Annotated in this window: 1 protein-coding gene and 1 pseudogene; one reads left to right on the top strand and one right to left on the bottom strand. The window is 43.3% G+C overall.

Annotation, left to right across the window (positions count from 1 at the left end; translation table 11 throughout):
• Nucleotides 1-101 (top strand): annotated as a pseudogene (gene ybcW, locus HP556_RS30135) (protein YbcW); the annotation flags it as partial.
• Between the two features lie 164 nt (nt 102-265).
• Here the strand turns inward: ybcW and HP556_RS00085 are convergent.
• The gene (locus HP556_RS00085; protein WP_001421937.1) at nt 266-460 is read right to left on the bottom strand and encodes a YlcI/YnfO family protein; all 195 of its coding nucleotides are present in this window, start codon (nt 458-460) and stop codon (nt 266-268) included.
• Nucleotides 461-496 lie beyond the last annotated feature (36 nt).

The following is a 496-nucleotide window of genomic DNA, read 5'->3' as shown; positions in this document are numbered from 1 at the left end:
GTATAGAACATAAGGTGTCTCTGGAAGCATTCAGAGCAATTGAGGCAGCGTTGGTGAAGCACGATAATAATATGAAGGATTATTCCCTGGTGGTTGACTGATCACCATAACTGCTAATCATTCAAACTATTTAGTCTGTGACAGAGCCAACACGCAGTCTGTCACTGTCAGGAAAGTGGTAAAACTGCAACTCAATTACTGCAATGCCCTCGTAATTAAGTGAATTTACAATATCGTCCTGTTCGGAGGGAAGAACGCGGGATGTTCATTCTTCATCACTTTTAATTGATGTATATGCTCTCTTTTCTGACGTTAGTCTCCGACGGCAGGCTTCAATGACCCAGGCTGAGAAATTCCCGGACCCTTTTTGCTCAAGAGCGATGTTAATTTGTTCAATCATTTGGTTAGGAAAGCGGATGTTGCGGGTTGTTGTTCTGCGGGTTCTGTTCTTCGTTGACATGAGGTTGCCCCGTATTCAGTGTCGCTGATTTGTATT

This window comes from Tardiphaga robiniae (assembly GCF_013359755.1).
GTDB classification, from domain to species: Bacteria; Pseudomonadota; Alphaproteobacteria; order Rhizobiales; family Xanthobacteraceae; genus Tardiphaga; species Tardiphaga robiniae.
Note: the sequence above shows the minus strand (reverse complement) of the source record. Positions and strands in the feature narration are given on the sequence as shown.